This window comes from Plantibacter sp. VKM Ac-2885 (assembly GCF_015351205.1).
In the GTDB taxonomy this organism is placed as follows: domain Bacteria; phylum Actinomycetota; class Actinomycetes; order Actinomycetales; family Microbacteriaceae; genus Plantibacter; species Plantibacter auratus.
On sequence record NZ_JADKSK010000002.1, the window covers coordinates 321344 to 337039 of the forward strand.

The following is a 15696-nucleotide window of genomic DNA, read 5'->3' on the forward strand; positions in this document are numbered from 1 at the left end:
CCCTCAATCTCGAGCGAAACTGGTCCCAGGGCGCGCACTAGGTGGCTCCGCTGAGGCATTGGAGGCCTATCGTGGGTCGCGCGCCGCTGCGACTCGTCAGGCACGCCAGTCGGCGATGCGTCACATATTCTAGATCGGGGAAGCGATTGTCATGCAGCCCGCCGATCGTGAACCGGTAGCCAAGTCGTGCAGCGGCGTGCGACACTCTGTGAGTGCACAGCGGGGAGGCGAGTATCGGGACTGTAGCGATCATCGGCAGCTTTCGAAAATATTACGCAGACGTACTTCAGGCCCATGCGACTTTTCGAGAGGGTGGCATCACTGTCACTACGCCGCTTGCTACTGAGATTTCATCAGGAGACGAGTTTGTGCGTTTCATCTCCGATCCCGTCGAGTGGGATGACCACCTCATTCAGTCGACTGCGATGCATCGCATACTTCGCGCCGATGCGGTGTACGTAGTTGCGCCTGGAGGGTACGTGGGAAGGACAACCTGCTACGAGATTGGAAGAGTTCTCCAGGTGAATCGACCACTCTTCTTCAGCGAGCACCCAGCTGACCTCCCGATTCGTGTGGACACGTCGCATATCGTCTCGCCGAAGGCGCTCGCCTCCGGCATACTTGGAGGCATGATCCTGTCTAACTACTCAGATGACAGCGACCACTCGTTACTTGAACGGAGGCTTCAGGTCGGTGACTACGTCAATGATTAGCGAGCGCCGGATCGTACTTTGCGGCTCAATGCGAGCGTTCGAGGCCATGCTTCAGGTGCGAAATCAGCTGGCTGAAGATGGTATAACCGCGATATTGCCTGATGAGGACTGCGTGTCTATTCGCGCGAGCGCCGCACAACTAGAGGCACATAAGCGCGATGCTTCGCTGCGCCATTTTTCATGTATCCAGGAAGATCAGACAGCTGCGATCCTGGTCGTCAATATCGACAAGGATGGGGCGCGGGACTACATCGGGCCAAATAGCTTCGCGGAGATTGCTGTTGCATTTGCCGCAGGTCGAGCGGTGTATCTCCTGCAATCAATTCCATCGCAGTACGAAGATGAGCTCCGCGCGTGGGGGGTTCGAGAACTTCGGGGCGAGATTTCAAGATTTAGGACCGAATACTGGAATAACCCTTCGCTTCTCGCATCCGCTTAGAGGCGAACCTTTTGTCAATGGTGACACCAATTCCACGTCTTTTCCTGCACTTTTTCGACCTTCATTATTTGCAGCACGCAGCCGCGCGAGCCGATCGTTTGTTCATTGAACAGGAAGCTGAACTGGCGGTTCGGCTAGCGGTGCTTGTCGGGGGCGAGGTGTTTATTCCGGCATCTTCTTACTTTGAGTCCCCAATCTGTGCCAGGATCATCAACAAGTTGTCGCCCCTCTGTGCCGCGGGCGTGATTTCACTCATCGGCGGCGAGGCAACTGTTCAAGATTACGCTCAGTCGAAGCTCGACAGCTACGACGATGGTGGCAATCAGCATTCCGCGTATGCAGCGGCTCTTTCAAGCGCATACCCTCTACCTGCGTTCCGTACGCGAGGGCGCTCGGCAACGCGAGACCTCAATGTTGCTTGGCTGGATCATGCTGCATCGCCCGACTTTCCCAACCGTCTATTCGGGCGAGTAATGCAAGACATGGGCGCGGCCGTTCTTGACCGTTGGACGATAGTCCCGCAGCTCTTAGGGGATCGCGCATTCACGCCTGAATACGTGTCGCCAATCTTGTTTGGGCAAGAACTGGTGCCTCTCGCGCGATCCCGTGTTGCCAGCTTCATAAATACAGAGTACTTTAGAAGCTATAGCGATGAGCTACAGGCAGGATATGTAACCGAACTCAACGTGCTGAACGCGGGATATAAACTCGACAATCGATATGGCAACATTTCGTATCGTACGGCGCAAAATAACCTGCGTGACATTGGACTCATTTCTCGAATACTCGATGCGAGCACGAATGAGCTACTCGATTTACGAGCTGATCCGAAAATAGTTCGCGCCCTGTCTCCGGCGCTCATGGGTACTCCTGGAGCTGACTTCGCGCCTGTGCGTCTTAAGGTGGGCATTGACCTCGCGGATTCAGTCGCCAAGCTTCGAGCGATTCCCTCCGGAAAAGAGAAGGCGACTGCATATCAACGAGCCGTGACCCTAATCCTTGATGAGATCTTTGTGCACAGCCTTGGCAATGGACGGTTAGAACAGCCCATGAATGAAGGGCGCAAGCGCCTGGATATTGTGTGGCGAAATGAACTCACCGTTGGTTTCTTTCACTGGATACATAATGTGCACTATGCACCGGTGGTATTCGGTGAATGCAAGAACTACAAGAACGATGTCGCAAACGCTGAGATTGATCAGCTGCTTGGCCGAATGTCTGATCAGACCTCTCGCTTTGGGTTTTTGCTATGCAGGCGGATTCGGAAGCGAGAGCTGCTGACGAAGCGATGTCGTGACGCATATCAACGTGGACAGGGTATCGTGATCGCGCTCGATGACGATGATGTGGAGTCACTGGCAGATCTGGACAATAATCCTACCTGGAGACACCCGCTGGCAGAATTTCTCTACAGCCGCGTTCAGGAAATTGTCATGTAACTCCTCGCCCCCGTGCCTTCGTTTTCGAGATCTGTGTGTTGCAGGTTGGGCGAGTCAATGCGTGACTGGTCGGGTGATTGAGGTCGTTGTATGTTGTTGCCCGATTCTGGGTCAGCAGACATGAGTCCGGTGAGGCATGAGACGTTTTCGGTCTGGGCTAAGTCAACGAGTTCTTCGTGCAATGTCATTCAGAATTCGATCTGCACCCCACGCGGAGGCCGCTAGCCATGCAAGTTCGCGCCTGGTCTCCGCATCCAAGTCGCCCTTGTATCCTAAGTCGTGCTGCGGTTCGGCCCAGGCGTGCATGAACAGCGTGCGAATCTGAAGCTCAAAGGTTGTGGGCATTCGATCCAGCTTTTCCCAACCCGAAGGCTTGTAGTGCTCGGGGATCACGAAGACAAAGTGGTCAGACTCGTATCCGAACTCCGCTGGTCCACTCGGGACCTTCGTCTCGTGCTCCACTGAACCAAACCAGGACGTGAGCTGGTCACGCACCGTGGCGATGTCGTCTCTGAAGAAGGTGATAACTCGACCTGCTACCTGATCCTCTAGCTGAGTGAGTGGATCATCGTACTTGCGAATTGAGGAACCTTGATCTCGCGTCTTCAGTGCCTTCGCAGTAAAGGACGTGGGATCCTTTGCGCGGAAGGTGATTCTATCGATGTGCCGGACCCCATCCAGCGCCTGTTGCGTATTCTCTTCGAGTTTGGCCGCGAGTGCCTCGAGCAGGGGTCTCCTGTTAGCATATTCTCTTGTGATGTCATGCACGTGTTCGCACCTGCTCCTCCTCGATAATGCCTTCGACCATGAGGTGACGCTCACCGTCAAGATTCCTAATCGTTACGCCGCCCTCGCCGTCTGTTGAAACGAACGGAGCGGAGACAACCACGCCGTTCGCTAGCTGAAAGCGCTTATACTGCACGAGGTGATCAAACCTTGAATGGTCCAGGCCGAAAACAGCGTTGATCTCCTCGGGTCGAACATGAGTCAGGACTGCAGCGGCGGCTGCTCCGGAAAGAAGCGTGTTCGCGACTGCGCCGATAGACCAGCGTGGTTGATTAGAGACTCTGATTCTCGAGATCGCGGCGCTGATCTGTTCTTGGGCGTCGACGTCATCTCGAGTCTGCATGTGCGCTTGGCGCAGGACCCTGGCGAGCAGGTGGGTGCCTTCAGTGTCACTTATTTGAAGACGCGCGTCCAGGAATTTGACGATCCACAGATCGGCGACAGCGCGGTCCGTAGCTGTTGACTGAAGATCCAGCACTCGGGCTGTGAGCATTCCAGTTGGTTGGTTGGGCCCCTCGAGGAGTGCGGCCTTGCGCAGGCTGGATTCTCTGTTGAACGCCTCCAGAAGTTCGAGTCGCGCTTGGCCGGCTCTCAGCCGGAGGTTGAATACTTCCTGTTGCGGGAACGTCCAAATGATGAGACGTTTACTCCCCGTGAGGCTGGAGTCGTGAAGAGTAATCATCAGTAACGAGGGTTTCGATCGGTTATCCATGGAGTCCCCCAGGCGTGCCGCTAGAAGTGAGGCCGCGCGAGACTGATCTCCGGTCGTGAACGCGGTCCTCATTGCCATGTCGCGTACGGCATGACTCCTCGCTGGTTTGGTGTCATCCACCGCAAACGTCACGGATGGTGCGGTCGCCAGTCGAGAACGATCGAAAGTGCTGTCGAGGGCGCTTTGCAGTTCGGCTCCCGTCGCAACTGAGCCACCTACGAAATCAGAGCTCTGCTTTGGTGATACTTCATATGCATACGCCGCCGTTAACCTGCCAGCTCCCACAGTGCTCCCCTTACATCCATCGAGACGGTACGCCTGACAATTGCATACGAAGCGCGGGAGGGCTAGAGGTGATCGTTGTTTTGGCCAAGGACGTCCGTTTGCGCCTGCTGGTAATGCAGTTCCTCCGGAACCTGAGCCTTTGTGCGGGGCCGCGTTCCCTTCTGGTCCATGCAGAGGCAACCTTGCGAGCCAGCTTGCTCCGTGCATCGGTATGGGCCACGCGGAGCTCTTGAGCACGGCTGAGTGCCCGGCGTCACCATAGGCGGGTTCGCCGCTGGTAGATTGACCGAATGGCGGACCCCTCACTGCGCGACGAGCTCGCCGATTTTGTGGCCGAGCGTGATTGGGCACAGTTCCATACGCCGGAGAACCTTGCGAAGAGTATCTCCATCGAGGCAGCCGAGCTCCTCGAGTGCTTCCAGTGGGGACCGGATGCCGACACCGGTCGCGTGCGCGACGAGTTGGCCGATGTCCTCACCTACTGCTTGTTGTTGACGGATCGGCTCGGTCTCGATGCGGAGACCATCGTCCGCGACAAGCTCGAACGTACGCGGGAGAAATACCCGGTGGAGAAGGCGCGGGGGCGGTCTGCGAAGTATGACGAACTTTGAGATCACGAGTCTCGACTTCACAACGACCGAGGTAAAGCTCTGGGCGGCGGGCGATCGGCGGTTCAGCGATTGGCCTGTCGTGTATCTGTTGGATGGGCCGGTCGGGTCGTCCAAGGTTCCTTCGGCCTCGCGACGGAGGCGGGTCGGAGTCGCCGCCGAGCGTGATGTCTATGTCGGTGAGTCGCTCAACGTCGCTGCGCGTATGCGTCAGCACTTCGAGTCCACAGCGAAGGAACATCTCACCGGCCTTCGGGTGATCGTGGATGAGACATTCAACAAGTCGGTTTGTCTCGATCTCGAATCCTTCCTCATCCGCATGCTCGCCGGGGACGGCGCCTACCAGGTGCTCAATCGCAACGACGGCATCGTCGATGCCAACTATTTCGATCGCGACCGCTACCGCGAGTCCTTCGAGCACGTCTTCGATCGACTCAGGGCGGATGGTGTCTTCACTCGATCCCTTCCCGAGATCGAGAACAGCGACCTCTTCAAGCTGTCGCCGTTCAAAGCGCTCACACCTGATCAGACCATCGCTGTCGAAGGCGTGCTCGAGGGGCTCTTCGAAGACCTCACCCGGTCGCAACGAAGTACGACCGTGGTTCAAGGCGATCCCGGCACAGGCAAGACGGTCGTCGCGATCTACCTGCTGAAACTGATCGCTGACATCCGAGGCTCAGCTGCCCTCGACGAACCTGACGATGACACGCTTTTCTCGTCGTTCTTCACCGAGCGTCACCGCGAGCTGCTGCAGGGTTTCAAGGTCGGGATCGTTGTCCCGCAGCAGTCATTGCGCGCTTCGATCAAGCAGGTGTTCCGCAAGACGCCAGGCCTGCACCCGGACATGGTGATGACCGCGTTCGATGTCGGGGCATCCGACGAGGAATTCGATCTCCTCGTCGTCGATGAGGCGCACCGGCTCAATCGGCGTGCGAACCAACCATCCGCGGCACAGAACAAACAGTTCCGCGAAATCACGACCACATTGTTCGGCGCGGATGACAAGTCGAGGACTCAGCTCGACTGGATCATCGCGAAGAGCGCGCACCAGATCTTCCTGCTCGACGCCGGACAGAGTGTCCGTCCCGCGGATGTCCCCGCTGAGCACCTGCACGAGCTGGTCGCCAGAGCGCAGTCTGCTGATCGTTACGCCGGCCTTGCCTCGCAGATGCGTGTGCGCGCGGGGTCGGGTTACGTGGATTACGTCCGGAACATCCTCGGAAACCAGGTGGAGATCGAGCTGGCGCCGGACTTCGGCGAGTACGACCTCAGGTTGTTCGACGACCTCGCTGAGATGCGAGAGGAGATCCGCCAGCGGGACGCCGAGTTCGGACTCGCGCGAATGGTCGCGGGCTACGCCTGGGAGTGGAAGACGAAGAACGACAAGGACGCGTACGACATTGTGATCGACGATGTCTCCATGCGCTGGAACGGCACGCAGACCGACTGGATCGCGTCGCCGAAGGCGCTCGAGGAGGTCGGCTCGATCCACACAGTTCAGGGATACGACCTGAACTACGCAGGAGTGATCATCGGACCAGACCTGCGGTACGACGCTGAGACGAACCGCATCGTCTTCCATCGAGAGTCCTACTTCGACAAGAAAGGCAAGGAGAACAACCCGGCTCTCGGCCTGACCTACTCAGACGACGATCTCCTGCGGTACGTCACGAACATCTACACGGTGCTGTTGACGCGCGGTATTCGCGGGACGTACGTGTACGTGAGTGATCCTCCGCTAAAGGCCCATCTGGCGCGCGTCATCTCGTCAACGTCGCCAGCGACATAGCCGGCTATCTGGTGCCCCACCGTGAACATCGCGGCGACAGTGTGGCCAGTGCCCGGCATGTGAGTAGACAAATGACGATGTATGCCCTTGCAGCTACCTTCTGAGTATGGAGGCGAAGAGTTGGGCGACCACCGCGGGCACACGCCGGAGCATGCGGAGCAATCGGGGGCGTGACACGAAGCCCGAGATCGCGGTGCGACGGTTGGTCCACGCCCAAGGCCTGCGATACCGAGTCAGCGCGCGGCCTGAACCGGATCTCCGGCGAACAGCCGACTTGTTGTTCACCCGTGCTCGCGTCGCTGTCTTCATAGACGGCTGCTACTGGCACGGATGTCCGGTCCATTACACCGCGCCCGTTGCGAATGGTCGATTCTGGGCCGAGAAGGTGGCGCGCAACCGAGAGCGGGATGGTGAAACCACAGCGGTACTGAAGTCACGTGATTGGACGGTGCTCCGTTTCTGGGAGCACGAATCGGCCCATCTGGTGGCAGATGAAATCGTGGCCACGGTCCGGAACAGGCGGACTGTAGAGCTCGGCAGTGCTCGACGAGCTACTAAAGCCGGTGAAGTGACTCGGACGGATCAGAGTTGATCCGCAAGCACAGCTGCGACGGCTTGACCGAGAGGAATGGGTACGGCGTTTCCGATCTGCCGAGCGATGGCGGTCTTCGATCCTACGAACTTGTGGTCGTCAGGGAACCCCTGGAGCACGGCGGCCTCGTAGTGTGTGATCGCGCGGTCGGCAGACGGGTGCAGGTAGCGACCCTTCTCCGGCTTGAAGAACTCCGTGCGAATTGTCACCGAAGGACGGTCGACTCGCAGTCGCCCCATTACGTCGCCTGAGCCGGACTTGTGCTTCTTCCAGCAGTCGGCCAGCAACTCGTCCGGGAGGTCGAATCGGTTGCCACCAGCGGGGATGGCCGCAAACCTGGCACGGGACAGCTCCCCGTAGCGACGTCCTAGATGGAGCTCTTTCGAGGTGAACGGCCCGGCGAAGATTTTGCCAGCGAATGAAGTCTCGTCTGTATGGGGAAGGTCGATCCCGTCTGTTTCGATCAGGATCTCCGAGAATGCCTCGCCGACCGTCCGATGACGTCCGACATGCGTCGCGGCAGGGAACCCGGGAAAACCGAGGTCGCGACGGTACCCGATGATCACCGTGCGTTTGCGCGCCTGGAATGCGCCGAAATCGGCGGCATTGAAAATCTCATACTCGAACGCGTAGTCCTCCAAGATGCCCCCTGGGGACGTCGCCTCCTGAAAGTCTCGGAACTGCTTCGACTTTGCGAACGCAGCTACGTTCTCGACGACGAAGTACTTGGGCTTTGCTCGAACAATCGTCTCGGCGTAGTACTGCCACAACGAGTTCCGATCGTCCTCTTCGTCCTGCTTGCCGAGCGTGGAGAATCCTTGACAGGGAGGACCTCCCACGATGACGTCAACCTCGGGAACCGTCTCCGTCGCCAGCCAGTCTTGGATACTGCCGGGATAAACGATCCCCTCCCCGAATGTCGCCTCGTAGGATGCTGCTGCAGCCAGGTCCATCTCAACGGCCCGTACGGTCTTGAAGCGCTCGGAGGCGGCATGGAAGCCCGCAGTAAGTCCGCCAGCCCCGGCGAAGAGGTCGAGGACGCGGATCGGGTCAGTGCTCACTCTGGTCAGTGTAGCCGGCGGGGGCGACATCGTCGGATCGCGTAGCACGCGTGTTCGCCCCAGGATCGCGGCGACAGGAGCCGGGCATGCCTTGCGCGGGTGTGATCCGGCATCGATGGGTCGTAGGGCAGTCGAAGTGCCCAGGGATAGCTCGTTAACGGAACGAGACCATCGAGCATTGGGTCACCGTCTCGGACTAAAGTGATCGCAGAGTCAGGACAACGGGGTGGGGCAATGTCAGAATTTTATCCTATGTTCGCCAGTTGGGCGAAGAGTTTCGGGGTTGAACAAGCGACGAACAGGGCGAGGTCGCTGGTCCGCCTGTCGGGCGGCGAGGTGGCCGTGGTTGAAGAGATGGCGCTCAGATATCAAGCCGACGTCGCGAAGATTGAGTCCGGCGGACCCGCGATCATAGCCGCAGGCAAGCCCGCCTGGTATAGCGGGCCATCGGACGGTTCGATCTATTGGCCACCGGTCGGCGACTTTTTCGTGAACGAGGAGAATTGGCCAGCAAAAAGAATGGCGGACCTCAACCGAGCGAGCAACATAGTTGTCGCCCACACGCCGCGGACAGATTCTGCCACATTCAATTCGAGGGGTTTGGTGGTTGGGTATGTCCAGAGCGGCAAGACCACGAACTTCATTTCGGTCATCGCGAAAATGGCCGATGAAAACTATCGACTGATAATTGTGCTCTCCGGTGTTCACAATGGTCTGCGCAAGCAGACGCAACAAAGACTGTCACGTCAACTCAGCGAGACCCTGCCCGAGAAGTGGAAGCTACTGACCGACGAGACACGAGACTTTCACGCTCCGCCTGGAAACCCTTTGGCAACTCTCACACCGGACCAGACGGCGGTTGCTGTTGTAAAGAAAAATGCGGCAGTTCTTACAAGGCTTGTGAAGTGGCTGGAGCTGCAGCCATCCCAACAAGCTCTCCGCGCACTCCCGGTTCTGATTATTGACGACGAGGCGGACCAAGCTTCAGTCGCGACGAAATCAATCAACCCCCTGATTAGACGTCTTCTCAAATTGGCAAAAAAGTGCACCTACATCGGGTACACAGCCACTCCGTTCGCGAACGTATTCATTGATCCTGCGTCAGAAGATTTGTACCCCAAGGACTTCATCCTCAACTTGCCTCGACCGGAGGGGTACTTCGGTCCAGAGAAGATTTTTGGTCGGGATATCGTGGAGGGCGAGGACGATGAACCAGATGCAGCTGGGAGAGATATGATTCGAGTTGTCCCTCCGGAGACGCTCAACCTATTGCGCCCCTCTAGCGTCGCCGAAGTTTCTGGATTCGCGCCCTCGCTCACCAGCGAGCTGAAGGACGCGATCATCTGGTTTTGGCTCGCGACTGCCATCCGCAGGCACCGGGGCGATGTTGGCCACAGCACGATGTTGATGCATGTCTCTGAAAGGATCACCGTTCAGGAGGCGTACCGACAGCCTCTCCTCGAGTATCGTGATCAGATTCTCACCGGCGTGAAGGGTCAGGATGCCGACATTCTCCAGCAAATCAGACGGGTATGGGATCGAGAAGCTGTCGCCGTGCCGCGGCCTGACGCGCCACTGGATGTCGCGCTATTTGAGCAAATTCTGAACGGCTTACCACCAGTCATTGAATCGGTTCACGTGATTGTGGACAATTATCGGAGCAAGGATCGGCTCAATTACGGCGACGAGCCGCAAATCGCGATTGCCGTTGGTGGAAACACTCTTTCTCGAGGCCTGACGCTGGAAGGGCTAGTGGTGAGCTTCTTCGTACGAACGGCCAGAGCCTACGACACGTTGCTCCAGATGGGGCGGTGGTTTGGCTATCGTCCAGGATACGAAGATCTACCCCGTATTTGGATGACGGAAGAGCTTCGACTTAACTTCCGCCATCTCGCTTCTGTGGAAGCAGAGATGCGCGCCGACATCGAGGGGTACCAGCGAGTTGGTCTAACTCCCATGGACCTTGCCGTAAAGATACGCACCCATCCGGCACTGCAAATCACCGCTAAGATGGGAGCCGCTCAACCTCAATTCATCTCGTTTGCTGGTCGTCGTTTACAGACCCGATTCTTCAAGTCCGAGGATCCTGAGTGGCTGGGTGCGAATAGAGTTGCAGCGGACAAGCTAATCAGGTCCGCGCTCAAGTATGGGCAAGAGGATGTTGAGGCGTCGCGTCGACTCGTTAGGGACGTTCCGGCCAGAATAATTCTTGACTTTTTCGAGAGTTACAGTGTTCACGAAGACTCACCTGATCTCGACCCAGCCTTGATTCGTAAATACATTGAGACTCAGACTTCATCTGGCGGTGGGCTTGATTATTGGACGATTGCTATTATGGAGAGTGACGCTGGTCAGGTACCTCTGGGGGGCATAAATGTGAGGGGCGTGACGCGCTCAAAGCTTGATGACGGTCGGCCGGGAAGGGCTGATATCAAGACACTGATGAGCAGGCGGGATCGCGTTCTTGATCTCGATGTGCGAGCTACCGAGGCCGGCACGTTAACTGAGCCGGAGCTCATGGCCCTTCGGAATAGTGATGCTCTGCACAAGAGCCGAGGTCTGCTCGTCGTCTACCCCATCGAGCCGATGAGTCCACCGATGGACCAAAGCAGGGATCGCGTACCTCTGGATGCTCAGGACTGGGTGGTCGGGATCGGAATCGTGTTCCCTGGCGAGGCCTCCGCGGGAACCCGCTTGAGTGCCACCCATCTAGCCGTCTCCCTCGACGATGTCGCACTGCTCGACGAGGCAGAGGCATACGAGACGGACACCGAGGAACCGTTCGATGCCTAGTCTGCAACTGACGACGATCAAGGCGGCCTGGGAGATGCTGGAGATTCCCACCGTATCTGAGCTGGTTGCTTTCCCTTTGCCAGTAGGCGGTCCAGACATCCGGCTTGCTGTCGACAGGAGGGGCGGCCGGCACCTCCTCGTGCAAGTGCAGGACGATACCGTGCAAGTCGGCCCGGGGACACACCTGGTCGAGGCTGTGAGGTCACTTGCATTCGCCGGGGGTGTGCACAGCTATTTGGACATCTCGGTATCGGACCATCGGCTCATGGACGAGTTCGACATGCTCGTGCTGGACGTATTGAACGGGCCTGATTTGCCATCCGCGCGCCGCATCCATGCGGCCTTGGAACGCTGGCGAACGTTGTTCCAGATCCTGGCTCGCCGCACGATGTCCCGTGAACAACTTCTGGGCTTGGCGGGGGAGTTGGCAATGCTCCGCTTGTTGCTAGAGCGGCGCCCGGAACTAGTTCGAGCTTGGAGAGGGCCCTTTGGTGCTCCGCATGACTTCGTGCTCGAAGGCGGGTGTTTTGAGGTCAAGTCCACCACGTTGGACTCGAAAACAGTCACGATCCACGGGCTAGAGCAGCTTGAACCCTATCCTGATCGACCACTGTTCCTCGTGGTATCGGTATTTGAGGAGGTAGATTTCGGACCCACGATGTCCGAACTCGTGGACGCGGTGAGAGACCTTGCGTGCGACCGCGTCGCGATCGACGAGGCACTTCGGCAAGCAGGCTGGTCCTCTTCGGCTCCTGACCTGAAATTCCTTGCCCGAGGCACCTTCGTTGTTCGAGTCTCGGACCTAACCCCACGTTTACGTCCAGCGACGTCAGGTGGAGTGCCAGTTGGAGTGGTCCACGCCGACTACAAAGTGGACGTGGAACGATTGGAGTCGATGTCCGAGTCGTTGACCTTGGAGTCGATCCTGGGGGATGTATTGGCATGACTGGTAGATGGTGGTCCCAACCGTTCGCAGAGGAGGGGTCTGCTACCGCGGACGGTATTCTGCGACAGCTCGGTCGACCAGGGCTCGACGAGCTTACGGTGCTGGTGCGCGAGGCCGCACAGAACAGCTGGGACGCACGGATTGGGACGTCGATCGAGTTCGGAGTTAGGATATGGCGCCTCGCTGATCGTCACGCGGCCTGGGCTGACGCCATGGGTTCCGGCGTTTCACAGCTGTCGGTAGATGAGCTCGGTAGTGTCTTTCAACCGGACTCCTATCTCATCTGCCTATCCGACCGCGGAACTGCCGGTTTGGGAGGACCAGTAAGGGCAAGCGTGCAACCGCTGCCAGGCGAGGAGAATGACTTTGTTCAATTCCTTCGGAATGTGGGCGAGCCTCGAGACACCCTCCTTGGGGGCGGAACATACGGATTTGGTAAGGGGATCCTCTACAGAGTCAGCCGTGTCAACACCATTCTCGTCGATACCCAGGCTCTAGTCGAAGGCAAGGTCCAGCGTCGTGTCATGGCTGCCTCGCTGGGGCAGCGATTCGATAGCGGCGGTGTACGTTTCACCGGTCGCCATTGGTGGGGGAGTATTGCAGAGGACGGAATACCTGACCCTCTGATTGACGATGAAGCGCACCATATAGGCAGGATCCTTGGCCTTCGCGGTTTTGATGGTGATGAGACTGGCACTGATGTGTACATTTTGGGTGCCGATTTCGGTGTGACCGTAGATGAAATAGATGATGACTCGGTCGAGCGGAGCCCGGAGGAGGCCGCTAGCTTCATCGCATCGGCAATTTCATGGAATCTATGGCCGAAGATGGTCGGCGATCCGGAGGAGATACGCTTCCGGGTTGAGCTGGAAGACAAGCCGGTGACGATTCCCAGTCCCAGTTCTGATGTTCAGCTACTCCCTTTTACGCGGGCGCTCCAATCGTTGCGATTAGGTCGTGGCCAAACCTACCTGCGGCCAAAGTTCGGGGAGGTCGGCAGGTTTGCAGTCGAGAGTGTCGTGGTTCCTCTCGGGGCTGAAGGATCGACCGACCCGGCTGCTAGGGCCTTCCAAGGCGCGAGTCATCACGTAGCACGGATGCGGGACACTGAGCTGGTGGTCGACTATCTGGAAGGTCCGGTGCCCTCCGACGTGTTGTTGCAGTATGGTGCCGTCTTTCGAGCGTCTCCGGAGGCCGACGAAGAATTTGCCAGCGCAGAGCCGCCCACACACGACAATTGGGTCGAACAAGGTTTAGCTCCGCCAGCGCTCGCCATCGTTCGGGGCGCACGTCACTGGATCCGGGGCAAGCTGCGATCTCTATACGAACCCTCGGGTGTCGAGGTCGATGGGATCGGGGGCCTCGGCGGGCTTTCGAGCCGCCTCGCGAGTTTGGCGCCAGCGCTGGAAGCGGGGGGCGCGGGTTGGGTCTCCGCCCGGACGCCCAACAAGGGAAATGCGGCGAGGCGAGGTGGTTCCATCCGTGTCGGACCGCCCAAGATCGAAGTACGCGATCAGTCGGCGGTCGTCGTAAGTGAGGTAAGCCTCGAGGTCGTCGATCGTCAGCGCAGACTGACCTGCGTTCCCTCAGTCGTGGTCGATGGCAGTCGGGAGGGTAGAGCGCCGGCAGGTCTTCGAGCCCCAAGAGTCCTTCGATGGGAGACCTGCAGTGGCGTGGCCCTGTCCTCGGGCGACACCTTAGATGTGGATGCGTCCTCACCCAAGTGTCTCATTGTCGTGACCGAGCTACTTCCTGACGCGGTCACGCGAATCGACGTACGGGAATCTGGGCTGCATGCGTGATCTGAGGCCGTATTTCGTTCCTGCCGAGGAGCTTGTGGTGGCTACTCCTTGGGCGCTCGCGGGCAAGGTTCTCCCTGATTTTCTCGAGGGGTGGGATCCCCAGACCGATCTGGAACTTTCCTGCGCTATCGCGGTAGAAGTGGATGAGTTCCTTACTATGGCTCGGCTACCCGCTGACACGCGCCTAAGACTCACTGTGTCCTGGTCCAGCTCAACGTCAGGCATGAGCGACTGGGTCTATCTGGAAGATCTCAGGCGAGCGCAGACTGTCGACGCACTTCTACCCGGAGAACGTATTGGCGGAACTGTTGTACTACGCACGACCATCACTCTGGCAGAAGACCGCCAACCCATGGGCCCGGGAGAGGTTCACCGAGCCGGCTCTGTCCTCTGGGAGAGGCTGCAGTCGGTCCGTTTGCATGGTGAGGGCTCGATGTTTCCCATCGGAGTGGCCGACTTCGCAGGTACGCCGTACGGTGCGAATGCGAGCTGGTATCTCCAAACCTCGGAAGATTTGTCCGCTCCTTTCCTGGGCACTTTTCTTCTTCTGGTCAACTCTCGAGACGAAGCGTTGATCGCGGCGATCAATCAGAAGAAGACCTCTCCGTTAGGTCAACAATTGCTCAGTAACCTGGAGGCGGGGGTGGCGATGATAATGATCGAGTTGGCATTGGGTCACGAGGGCGCCGATCTCGGCTCCTATTCCGACGATTCCGTCGGAAGCGTGCTGAGTCGATATCTAACTATGGCCCATCAGGAAGGCTTGACCTCAGCCGTTAGGGCGGATGATCCAGGTCGCTTTCGGTCGCTCGCGGAGAGCATCGTGCGGGCTCACGGCTACGGCAGGACATTTGAATGAAGGCTCTTTTGCCAAGGCTGCCAGCTGGTCTTGCCGCTAGTCTGTTCGACGACGGGGTGGCTAACCTGAAGCCGTCACTTTCCCACCCGGCTCAGGTCTATGCGCCTGTTGGCGGTGCGCGTGCTGATGAGCACAAGCTCGCGGAAGCGCGAACGATGCTGTTTGAGGTCGCTGTTGCGTTTGGCTTCCCGGATGTTCCTCCAGATGCAGGTCGCATTGCATTTGATCGTGCTGCTGCTGCTGTGATCGTTATTGCATTTGACTTGACTTGGGCCGAGGCGGGAGCTCGCGATGTTTGGTCCTTCGTGTCCCTCGTGCTTATGCCCGATATCACGCGGTGGCGTTTTAGCGATAGTGTCAACCGCGAGCGCTGGATTGCGACAGACCTCACGAGACACATGTGGAGTCGCCTATGGTGGCAGGGGACCATTTTCGGTAATGACGACGATCTACTACGTGCTCTCTCCGAAAGCGACCTGAACCAGCTACTGGAGAGACGTTCCATCGGGGGTGACCCCAACCTGGTGCGCAGCTTGGGGAGGGCCGTGGTGCAGAGCGAGCGTCAAGTTACTCGTCGCGAGCTCATCCGCGAATCGACTGCGCGGATTCGACGAAGGTTGGCTTTCATCGACGCGAGGACGCTGAGCCAGCTGCAGCTGGATGCAATGTGCGCGGCGATCGTCGACGAAAGCGCAAGCGCGATCCTGGACTGGAAAGCTGCGTCAACCGAGGCAGTATCTCTGTGAGGGGTTGTTGACAGCATCCCTCTGTGGCTCTGTGGCTCTGTGGCTCTGTGGCTCTGTGGCTCTGTGGCTCTGTGGCTCTGTGGCTCTGTGGCTCTGTGACGTGCTTCGTCACAGGTCTGTAGGGTT

At 58.3% G+C, this 15696-nt stretch carries 14 protein-coding genes; 11 read left to right on the forward strand and 3 right to left on the reverse strand.

The features are described 5' to 3' along the window. Window positions 1-212: 212 nt before the first annotated feature. From ITJ66_RS14100 to ITJ66_RS14110, 3 genes are read left to right on the forward strand one after another with little or no spacing between them, the layout of a single operon-like run. On the forward strand, window positions 213-713 hold the full coding sequence (locus ITJ66_RS14100; RefSeq protein ID WP_194645025.1) for a hypothetical protein: 501 nt from the start codon (window positions 213-215) through the stop codon (window positions 711-713). After that, window positions 706-1152 (forward strand): hypothetical protein, encoded by a 447-nt coding sequence (locus ITJ66_RS14105; protein ID WP_194645026.1) that lies wholly within the window; start codon window positions 706-708, stop codon window positions 1150-1152. Before ITJ66_RS14100 ends, ITJ66_RS14105 begins: the two co-directional genes overlap by 8 nt. Window positions 1153-1169: 17 nt before the next feature. Continuing rightward, window positions 1170-2591 carry a hypothetical protein gene (locus tag ITJ66_RS14110; protein WP_194645027.1) on the forward strand — a complete coding sequence of 474 codons (1422 nt, stop codon included), beginning with the start codon at window positions 1170-1172 and terminating at the stop codon, window positions 2589-2591. A 162-nt stretch (window positions 2592-2753) separates the two neighbouring features. Here the strand turns inward: ITJ66_RS14110 and ITJ66_RS14115 are convergent, their stop codons facing one another. Continuing rightward, a complete protein-coding gene (locus ITJ66_RS14115; RefSeq protein ID WP_194645028.1) occupies window positions 2754-3359 on the reverse strand; it encodes a hypothetical protein in 606 nt (201 codons plus the stop codon). Next, window positions 3352-4059 (reverse strand): hypothetical protein, encoded by a 708-nt coding sequence (locus ITJ66_RS14120; RefSeq protein WP_194645029.1) that lies wholly within the window; start codon window positions 4057-4059, stop codon window positions 3352-3354. The genes ITJ66_RS14115 and ITJ66_RS14120 overlap by 8 nt, the downstream gene beginning before the upstream one ends. A 605-nt stretch (window positions 4060-4664) precedes the next feature. Here ITJ66_RS14120 and ITJ66_RS14125 point away from each other — a divergent pair. From ITJ66_RS14125 to ITJ66_RS14135, 3 genes are all read left to right on the forward strand, one after another. Then, window positions 4665-4985 carry a nucleotide pyrophosphohydrolase gene (locus ITJ66_RS14125; protein ID WP_086474770.1) on the forward strand — a complete coding sequence of 107 codons (321 nt, stop codon included), beginning with the start codon at window positions 4665-4667 and terminating at the stop codon, window positions 4983-4985. Then, on the forward strand, window positions 4972-6771 hold the full coding sequence (locus ITJ66_RS14130; RefSeq protein ID WP_194645030.1) for a DUF2075 domain-containing protein: 1800 nt from the start codon (window positions 4972-4974) through the stop codon (window positions 6769-6771). Before ITJ66_RS14125 ends, ITJ66_RS14130 begins: the two co-directional genes overlap by 14 nt. Before the next feature lie 106 nt (window positions 6772-6877). After that, window positions 6878-7363: a very short patch repair endonuclease gene (locus ITJ66_RS14135; protein WP_194645031.1), complete on the forward strand. Its 486-nt coding sequence runs from the start codon at window positions 6878-6880 to the stop codon at window positions 7361-7363. Here ITJ66_RS14135 and ITJ66_RS14140 read toward each other — a convergent pair. Further along, on the reverse strand, window positions 7354-8424 hold the full coding sequence (locus ITJ66_RS14140) for a DNA cytosine methyltransferase (RefSeq protein WP_086474773.1): 1071 nt from the start codon (window positions 8422-8424) through the stop codon (window positions 7354-7356). The genes ITJ66_RS14135 and ITJ66_RS14140 overlap by 10 nt on opposite strands. A 252-nt stretch (window positions 8425-8676) precedes the next feature. Between ITJ66_RS14140 and ITJ66_RS14145 the strand changes: the two genes are divergently transcribed. From ITJ66_RS14145 to ITJ66_RS14165, 5 genes are all read left to right on the forward strand, one after another. Further along, a complete protein-coding gene (locus ITJ66_RS14145; protein ID WP_194645033.1) occupies window positions 8677-11217 on the forward strand; it encodes a Z1 domain-containing protein in 2541 nt (846 codons plus the stop codon). After that, on the forward strand, window positions 11210-12163 hold the full coding sequence (locus ITJ66_RS14150) for a PD-(D/E)XK motif protein (RefSeq protein WP_165767067.1): 954 nt from the start codon (window positions 11210-11212) through the stop codon (window positions 12161-12163). Before ITJ66_RS14145 ends, ITJ66_RS14150 begins: the two co-directional genes overlap by 8 nt. A 335-nt stretch (window positions 12164-12498) precedes the next feature. Further along, complete coding sequence (locus ITJ66_RS14155) at window positions 12499-13965, forward strand: hypothetical protein (protein ID WP_133060012.1); 1467 nt, start codon at window positions 12499-12501, stop codon at window positions 13963-13965. Beyond that, window positions 13958-14824 (forward strand): hypothetical protein, encoded by an 867-nt coding sequence (locus ITJ66_RS14160; protein WP_194645035.1) that lies wholly within the window; start codon window positions 13958-13960, stop codon window positions 14822-14824. The genes ITJ66_RS14155 and ITJ66_RS14160 overlap by 8 nt, the downstream gene beginning before the upstream one ends. Beyond that, the gene (locus ITJ66_RS14165; RefSeq protein WP_133060014.1) at window positions 14821-15570 is read left to right on the forward strand and encodes a DUF6339 family protein; all 750 of its coding nucleotides are present in this window, start codon (window positions 14821-14823) and stop codon (window positions 15568-15570) included. The genes ITJ66_RS14160 and ITJ66_RS14165 overlap by 4 nt, the downstream gene beginning before the upstream one ends. Window positions 15571-15696 lie beyond the last annotated feature (126 nt).

What these genes read in the sequence shown, in the direction of transcription:
- ITJ66_RS14160 (WP_194645035.1), top strand. Translation starts at nt 13,958, where the DNA reads ATGCGTGATCTGAGGCCGTATTTCGTTCCTGCCGAGGAGCTTGTGGTG.
- ITJ66_RS14130 (WP_194645030.1), top strand. Translation starts at nt 4,972, where the DNA reads ATGACGAACTTTGAGATCACGAGTCTCGACTTCACAACGACCGAGGTA.
- ITJ66_RS14165 (WP_133060014.1), top strand. Translation starts at nt 14,821, where the DNA reads ATGAAGGCTCTTTTGCCAAGGCTGCCAGCTGGTCTTGCCGCTAGTCTG.
- ITJ66_RS14105 (WP_194645026.1), top strand. Translation starts at nt 706, where the DNA reads ATGATTAGCGAGCGCCGGATCGTACTTTGCGGCTCAATGCGAGCGTTC.
- ITJ66_RS14135 (WP_194645031.1), top strand. Translation starts at nt 6,878, where the DNA reads ATGGAGGCGAAGAGTTGGGCGACCACCGCGGGCACACGCCGGAGCATG.
- ITJ66_RS14125 (WP_086474770.1), top strand. Translation starts at nt 4,665, where the DNA reads ATGGCGGACCCCTCACTGCGCGACGAGCTCGCCGATTTTGTGGCCGAG.
- ITJ66_RS14150 (WP_165767067.1), top strand. Translation starts at nt 11,210, where the DNA reads ATGCCTAGTCTGCAACTGACGACGATCAAGGCGGCCTGGGAGATGCTG.
- ITJ66_RS14110 (WP_194645027.1), top strand. Translation starts at nt 1,170, where the DNA reads ATGGTGACACCAATTCCACGTCTTTTCCTGCACTTTTTCGACCTTCAT.
- ITJ66_RS14120 (WP_194645029.1), bottom strand. Translation starts at nt 4,059, where the DNA reads ATGATTACTCTTCACGACTCCAGCCTCACGGGGAGTAAACGTCTCATC.
- ITJ66_RS14145 (WP_194645033.1), top strand. Translation starts at nt 8,677, where the DNA reads ATGTTCGCCAGTTGGGCGAAGAGTTTCGGGGTTGAACAAGCGACGAAC.